The 7,750-nt window shown below is 58.0% G+C and carries 5 protein-coding genes; all 5 read left to right on the top strand.

Annotation, left to right across the window (positions count from 1 at the left end; all coding sequences use genetic code 11):
- The coding region (locus NKJ73_RS33725; RefSeq protein WP_352572680.1) for a thioesterase domain-containing protein at window positions 1-1,100 on the top strand (1,100 nt) is incomplete at its 5' end.
- Window positions 1,101-1,167: 67 nt separating this feature from the next.
- Window positions 1,168-1,584, top strand: coding sequence for a hypothetical protein (locus NKJ73_RS33720; protein WP_352572678.1), 417 nt, complete (start codon window positions 1,168-1,170; stop codon window positions 1,582-1,584).
- Window positions 1,514-2,059, top strand: coding sequence for a VOC family protein (locus tag NKJ73_RS33715; protein ID WP_352508242.1), 546 nt, complete (start codon window positions 1,514-1,516; stop codon window positions 2,057-2,059). Before NKJ73_RS33720 ends, NKJ73_RS33715 begins: the two co-directional genes overlap by 71 nt.
- Before the next feature lie 789 nt (window positions 2,060-2,848).
- Window positions 2,849-4,117 (top strand): aminotransferase-like domain-containing protein, encoded by a 1,269-nt coding sequence (locus NKJ73_RS33710; RefSeq protein ID WP_352572676.1) that lies wholly within the window; start codon window positions 2,849-2,851, stop codon window positions 4,115-4,117.
- A 272-nt stretch (window positions 4,118-4,389) separates the two neighbouring features.
- Window positions 4,390-7,750: amino acid adenylation domain-containing protein (locus NKJ73_RS33705; protein WP_352572674.1), on the top strand; the 3,361-nt coding region annotated here is incomplete at its 3' end.

Raw genomic sequence — 7,750 nt, 5'->3', positions numbered from 1 at the left:
CCTACGAGGCGCCGCGCGGCGAGATCGAGACGGCGCTGGCCGGGATCTGGCAAGAGCTGCTCGGGGTCGAGCGGGTCGGACGCCATGACAACTTCTTCGAGCTCGGCGGCCACTCGCTGCTGGCGGTGCAGGTGCTCAGTCGAGCATTAGATCTTGGCCTGAACTTTAGCGCCGCTGGCCTCTTCCAAGCTCCCGTTCTGAAGGAGCTTGCATCGAAGATTCCTTTGGAGCCACAGCCCAGTAGTACGGAAGTGATTTCCGTCCGACCAACCGGATCGCAGCCGCCGCTGTTCTTTGTTCCCACAGGTTGGGGCGATTGTTCCTATGTCTTCAGCTTGGTAAAGGAAATGAACGTAGACTGTCCCGTCTATGCTTTGCCGTGGCCGTTTTTCGATGAAGCTCGTTCAATGACCCTTGAAGCGATTGCTGCAACGGTGGTCCTGGCAATCAAACAAATTCAGCCCCAAGGTCCGTACCGCTTCGCAGGATACTCCTCGGGTGGCATCTTGGCTTACGCCATAGCCCAGCGTTTACTGGGTCTGGATGAAACCGTGTCTTTCATGGCGTTCATCGATGTTATGTTGATTGCAAATCAATCGAGCACATCCCCGTCTCAGATCGTCCGAAATATGGTGCTGGAACGTTTCGAATCCTTGGATGATAAGAGCTTCAAAGTGTTGGAACGCTCTGCTGGACAATGTTCAATTGCTCAGCTGCTCGAAAAGGCACAGAAAATTGGAGCGATACCTCCGGATCGTGATCTCCACAATGACGTTCTGATGTATGAAAGAATCGCCCAATTTCATAGGGCGCTGCAGTCGTATCAAGTTCCATCCCTGCCAATTGAGATACATCAGTTTTATGCCATTGAGCCACTCATCAGTCGTCGGATACCACCTGATAAAGCCTTTACAGGTCCAGAGGCCAGTTCGCCCATGCGCGGTTGGGACCGGGTCTTGAGCACGACCTCTGTTCACGCCACACCGAGCCCAGGCGACCACGTGACGATGATGAGTATTCCGGAAAACAGCGTAATTCTGGCACGCTCCTTGTCACGAGCCTTGGGTCGTGTGGACTCTACGATTGAACGAAGCCGGTGACGCGGCACTTGGCGGGACGGCTTACGGTGACCATTCTGTCAACTGAAGCGGCGCTGGCTGTTGATTTGTGTCATACTTTCAAGCTCAAAGGATTCAACACGTGGAGATTATCCCGTCTGATCACCCGAACATCCTCATCGGCATTCGTCGGATAGAACACGGCGACCAAACCGCCTTGTTCTCTTCAGAAGTTGCCGCGCTAGGACGCGCTGTGGCCAAAGTCCGTCGTCAAAGCGGTGCTGCTAGAATAATTGCGCGAACACTCCTTGGCCAAATGGGATTTCCCCCGACCCCTATCGTCAAGACACGATCTGGTGTTCCGACTTGGCCAGCTGGCATTGTCGGCTCATTGGCTCACCACGATACAGCAGCGTTAAATTGGCTGCGTCCACCTAAACAGAAGGACTCAAAAAATGACTTATCCCGTGGGTTCGCCGTCGGATGGCTCTCTGAAAGAATCTATCGAAGCAAATGGCCATCATAATCCTCGATTTCATGGCATTGATCACATAGCTTTGGCGGTTCATAAACTAGACGACGCTATCGACTTGTTTCAAGATGTCCTTGGTTTTAAGCTTAGGCGGCGATTGCATATAAAAGGTAAGAAGACTGGGATGGTGTGTGCGGACATGGTTCGGAACGACATGTGCTTTGTGCTTTGCCAAGGCACAGAGCCAGAGTCGCAGGTGTCTCAACTTGTCCAAAACTACGGGGTTGGTCTAGCTCATGTTGCATTATCTGTCGACGATGTGTCGGCGGCGGTCAATACGCTTAGAGCGCGGGGATTGTCGTTCGACACGACTATTATTGAAGGACCTGGCCTAACACAAGCATTCTCTTCTCGATGCGCTAATACGGGGATAAGTTTTGAACTCATCCATCGGAACGGAGAGGAAGCATTTCTTGAAGACAACGTACAAGAGCTTTTCGAGCAGCTTGAGCAGTCGGGAAAATACTGATCAAAGAGGTGTGGCCCCCCGGGTTTCGCGATCCGACTTCAGGCGCGCCCGCCGGCCTACCAGGGTCCCGCAAGACTGATCGAAGGTGGCATTCCAACTGGACGAAAGGAAAGCGTCACCTGATCTGCGCCAGGCACGGTGAGCTGCCACTGAACTTTCATTCAGCGGCGATCCCCGACCTGTACGCCGTGGGCGCGGGTTGAGCAATCGGCGAGGACTTCGATCAGCGTACCTCCACCGCCCGGATCGCCACGGTATCACCTTTAGAGCTTTCTGGCCTGATCCTGGCATCGTCCTGTCCGACAACCCGCCCGCGCGCGACAAACTCGAACCTTCCTCAGATGCTTACGTCCAATGTCCGACAATGTCGGACACTAGTCATCTTAGTAGCGCCACGTAATTGTTTCGGCACGATTTTTCCTTTGGCACGGCACTTGCGTGGACATGTGTATCTGGGTCGCGGTTGAGGAGAAATCGTCTCATGACTACCCAAAATCCAGTCAGCTCTAGGTGTGCGTGGACGCAGGTTGCCAGCTTCATAGGGTGCGAGTCCTCTCGCTTTGAGAGGCGGCTCAGCTTCGAAGACATGCACTCAGGCGCGCAGCATGGATTCATCAATCAAACGATGGGTGCTTTTTGATCAGCTTGATCATTCTGGCGAATAAACCGTGAAAATGCGTGAGCCCTTGGGCCTCAATGATGTCGTCGCTCTGAGACTGGTGTGGTCCTCAGCCCGCCGATAGTCCTACGCAGGGTTCGATGTTGGATCACAGATCGCAATGTTCAGTTATGAAATTTTTGAACGAAGTCTCGAGCACGTTTCCCTCGGCAGTCTCGCTGGCGTCTGGCAGACCGAGTGAGCGGTTCTTCGACAAGCTCGACCCCCAGGTGCTGTTGAATGCGCTAGTGGTATATGAACGCTATTCAGCTGGCGGTCACGGGGGCGGGCAATTATTGTCGCACTTGCTGCAGTATGGACGAACCGCCGGCATTATCGGCGAGCTCGTTGCGCAACAGGTCCGGTCTGATGAGGGGGTTCCCGCGAGGGCGGATCGCGTACTGATCACCTCAGGATGCCAGGAAGCGCTCGCACTCTGCCTCGCCGCGCTGTGCCCTGAAGCTGCGGATGTGCTCCTAGTCTGCAATCCCACGTATATTGGTGCGACCGGTGCAGGTAAGGCCGCAAGGGTCGCCGTTGCAGCATTGTCCAACTCAGCGCCTTGCGTTGCAGAGGCAGTCGAACTCGCCGTCCTACAATTGCGCCGGAATGGTCGGAGGGCCCGCGCTCTATACCTCATTCCCGATTTTGACAATCCGACCGGGCGCGTCCTCGATAAGGCCTCACGATGCGATATCCTTCAAGTGTGCGCAAGAAATCGGATTATCGTTCTGGAGGACAATCCATATCGGCTATTTCGGTATGAAGGTGATGAGATCCCTCCGATGGCCGCTTTGGATGAGGCAGGAAGTGTTATTTACCTGTCCACATTCTCCAAGACCTTGAGCCCAGCTCTCCGCGTGGGAGCTGCGATACTGCCCGATACAATATTTGGAGACGCGCGCGCTTGCCGGGCACTTTGGGAAAACCTGGTCCAGCTCAAGAGTTTCATTACCCTCAATACAAGCCATATTACACAAGCGATTGTAGCGGGACTCTTGATGGAGCAGGCAGTAAGCTTGCGTGGCTGGATTCGCCCCGCGCTGGATTGGTATCGTTCAAATCGCGACGTCATGGTGCGTCAGCTGGACAGTGTGTTTTCGCCTTTCCCCGAGCAGATTCGATGGAATCGACCCTCTGGCGGCTTTTTCCTGTCTCTTGATCTTCCTTTCAGATTTGGCGCGGACAGCGCGGACGAGTGTGCAAGGTGTTACAATGTCATTGTTATGCCGATGAGCTTCTTTGCGTTGGATAACTCTCAAGACTGCCGGATTCGATTAGCATTCAGCGCGGTTACTCCCGAGCAAATCCGAACCAGTGTGACAGGTTTAGGCCGCTATGTGGCGCGGCGGTTGGGGAGGGAACTGCCCAGCTTAGTGGATGGACTGGCCGAGGGATGAAGATGGCACCTCACTCTTCACCGGAGCGCGCAAGCGCTTGCGAACCAGGCGATCGGGATAGGCCACAACCTGCAGCGCGATCAATCTCCTCCAGCGTCTTTGTTGGCAATGGTACGCTTGCTATCAGCTGCGCGCAGCTGGCAATGGAGGTGGGCCACGACATTCGCGCAGTGCTATGTGGCGACGCTATATTCGCGGATTGGGCGGCTCGCGCCAATATCCCGTGTATTGCGAGTGTTGACGAGCTCTGCTCTCTTCTGAACGCGGAGCCGGTGGATTGGATTTTCTCCGTTGCCAATCCGCTTATATTGCCACCGGGCGTGTTTGGGCGAGCGCGACAAGGTGCTTTCAATTTCCACGACGGTCCACTGCCACGGTATGCAGGAACTCACGCGACGTCCTGGGCGCTGCTGGCCCAGGAGAGCGAGTATGCCATCACGTGGCATCGTATCGATGATGGTGTTGATACGGGTGACGTCGTGGTCCATCGCCAAGTGCTGATTGCGCCCACCGATACGGCACTGACCCTGAACCTCAAATGTTATGAGGCCGCTGTCGAGGGATTCCGCGAGCTTCTAACTGGTTTGGCGAAGGGAGAGCTTACCGCCTATCCGCAAGCGCTGGTGAACAGAAGCTATTTTCCAAGACGTCGACGCCCAGATGCGGCAGGCTGTCTGCGATGGGATCGATCCGCGCAAGACCTGTCAGCGATGACGCGTGCCCTAGACTTTGGCCCGTATCATCCCAATCCATTGTGTCTGCCCAAGACGCTCGTAGGCGATGAGGTTGTCACAGTCAGACGCCTGGAGGTGTTGCCTCGACGCTCGGGCATTCCGGCAGGTTGCCTGCTTGAAATCCACTCCAGCCACTGGCGGGTGGCGACGGGTACGCAGGATGTTGAGGTTTGCTTTGGCAGCTCCGATGGTCAGGCGCTGGACGCGCGAGACCTCGCCAGGCATTCCAATCTGAATGAAGGTGATCGCCTGCCAATTTTGAGCGATGAACAGGCGCAGAGCATAACTGCCGCCCATGAATTGCTGGCGCCTTCAGAGGATTTTTGGCGACAGCGGCTTGAGCAGCTTAGAATATTGCAGTTTCCTTTCCTGTCGTCGTGCGTAGCTGGGGCGCCGCCCAAACGGCAGTCGAGTTCGTGGTTCATTGCAAGTGCGTTGGCTAAGCTGTCGCCAAATGATCGCTCGGAATACTTGGTAACGGCTTGGCTGATCTATCTCGCCCGCATCACGGGAGAAACAGAGCTTCAACTGGGATGGACGCCGGCGCCGGATGGACTGCGAGCCGGTTTGAAAGCGGTGGAGGTGCTTATCGCCTCTGTCGTGCCGATGGAAGTTACCATTGATCTTGCACATGATTTTGAGGAAATGCGCAAAGCTGTGGCGGGCGAATGCGCTCAGCTGAGGGCGCACGCTAGCTTTGCCCGGGATCTTATCGCGCGCTGCCGGACAGTGCGAGGTGTGGAGGCGCTACGGTCGCACCGGCCCTGGCCGATTGGCATCACGATTACAGCAGATAGCTGTTCTGCCGCTGGCGATCTAGCTTCGAACGCGAGTTCTGAGACAACCCTATCCGGTGATTTGCTGACATTCGAGCTTTGCGCTCTGGATGGGAGCTTTCGATGGCATTTTGATGCAAGTCGATTGGCACCGGAGCAGATCGACCGCATGACGCAGCACTTACAAACATTGTTGCATAGTGTGCTGGCCGATGCAGGCCGGCCAGTGCGCGATCTGGACATCCTGCCGGCTGACGAGCGCACCTACCTGTTGGAGGAGTTGAACCGGACGGCGGCGGCCTATCCGTCGGACATGTGCATCCACGAGCTGTTCGAGGCGCAGGTGCGCCAGGCCCCCGATGCGGTGGCGGTAGTCTATGAGGACGAGCGCCTGAGCTATGGCGAGCTCAATGCCCAGGCCAACCGGCTGGCCCACCATCTGATCGCCTTGGGTGTAAAGCCGGATCAGCCGGTGGCGATCTGCCTGGAGCGCAGCCCGGCGATGGTGCTTGGTGTGCTGGCGATCCTCAAGGCCGGCGGCGCCTATCTGCCGCTCGATCCGGCCTATCCGTCGGTGCGGTTGCGGCAGGTTCTCGATGATGCCGCACCCAAGCTGCTGCTTTGCGACGCGGCCGGCCGCGCTGCGCTCGGCGCCGAGGCGCTGGCCGATGTGAGCGTGGTCGATCTGGAGACGGCGACACCAGCCTGGGCCGAATTGCCCGCCTGCGATCCCGAGCCGCGCGCCATTGGCCTGACCGCGCGCCATCTCGCCTATGTCATCTACACCTCAGGCTCCACCGGAACCCCAAAGGGCGTCATGGTCGAGCATGGAAGTCTGGTCAATCTCGGGTTGGCTCAGATCGGGCTTTTTGGCGTCTGTTCGAATAGCCGTGTTGTGCAGTTCGCCTCCTTCGGCTTTGATGCAAGTGCTTGGGAGCTTGTCATGGCGTTTGGCTCAGGCGCCGCATTACACTTGCCTGCGGACGAGCTCCGCCAGGCGAGTAACAAGCTATCGGATTACCTGCGAAGCGAAGCCATTACCCATGCGACATTACCTCCAGCCTTGCTTCAGGCAAGCAGGGATCCGGGATGTTTGGCATCGCAAGTTCTCATTCTTGCTGGCGAACTGCCGAAAGCTGAACTCGTCCGAAGTCTGGCCTCGGCATCTATCGTCAACGCCTATGGCCCGACCGAAGCAACAGTCTGCGCGACGGTTTGGAGTTGTCCCGATGACTTTGATGGGTCAGTTGTCCCGATCGGGCGTCCTATTGCGAACACGCGGGTGTACCTGCTGGACGGTCATGGTGCGCCCGTCCCGTTCGGGGCGGTGGGGGAGCTCTATATCGGCGGGGCGGGCGTTGCGCGGGGCTACCTGAACCGGCCTGATCTGACGGCGGAGCGGTTCATCGCCAGTCCCTTTGTGGAAGGCGATCGGCTGTATAAGACCGGTGACCTGGGGCGTTATCTGCCGGATGGCAATCTGGAGTTCCTGGGCCGCAACGACGACCAGGTGAAGATCCGCGGCTTCCGCATCGAGCCGGGCGAGATCGCGGCGCGGCTTTGCGAGCATGCCTGGGTGCGTGAGGCGGTGGTGGTGGCGCGCCAGGACCGGGCCGGCGACAAGCACCTTGTCGCCTATGTCGTGTGCGGGCCCGAGGCCGGCTCGGACGAGGACGGTGGCGGCGCGCTTGCCGGCGCCTTGCGCGCGCATGTGAGCGGGCGGCTGCCGGACTACATGGTGCCGTCGGCGTTCGTGCGGCTTGCGGCGCTGCCCTTGACGCCGAACGGCAAGCTCGACCGCAAGGCGCTGCCGGCGCCGGCCGACGACGCCTATGCGCGGGCGGCCTATGAGGCGCCCCGCGACGCGATCGAGACGGCGCTGGCGCAGATCTGGGCGGAGCTTCTCGGGGTCGAGCGGGTCGGACGCCACGACAACTTCTTCGAACTCGGTGGCCACTCGCTGCTGGCCGTGCAGCTCTCGAGCCGGCTGTCGCGGGCTGTTGGGGTCGAATTGCCGCTGACGAGGCTGTTCGCCAGACCGGTGCTTGCCGATCTGGCCGAAAGCATCGTCGAGGTGTTGAGCCGCTCCGGTCCGCAAGACCTGCCGGCGATTGCGACGGTGT

The sequence above is a fragment of the Mesorhizobium sp. M0074 genome (assembly GCF_040322975.1).
Classification (GTDB): domain Bacteria; phylum Pseudomonadota; class Alphaproteobacteria; order Rhizobiales; family Rhizobiaceae; genus Mesorhizobium.
The sequence above is the reverse complement of the archived record's forward strand: the minus strand, read 5'-3'. Positions and strand labels throughout refer to the sequence as shown.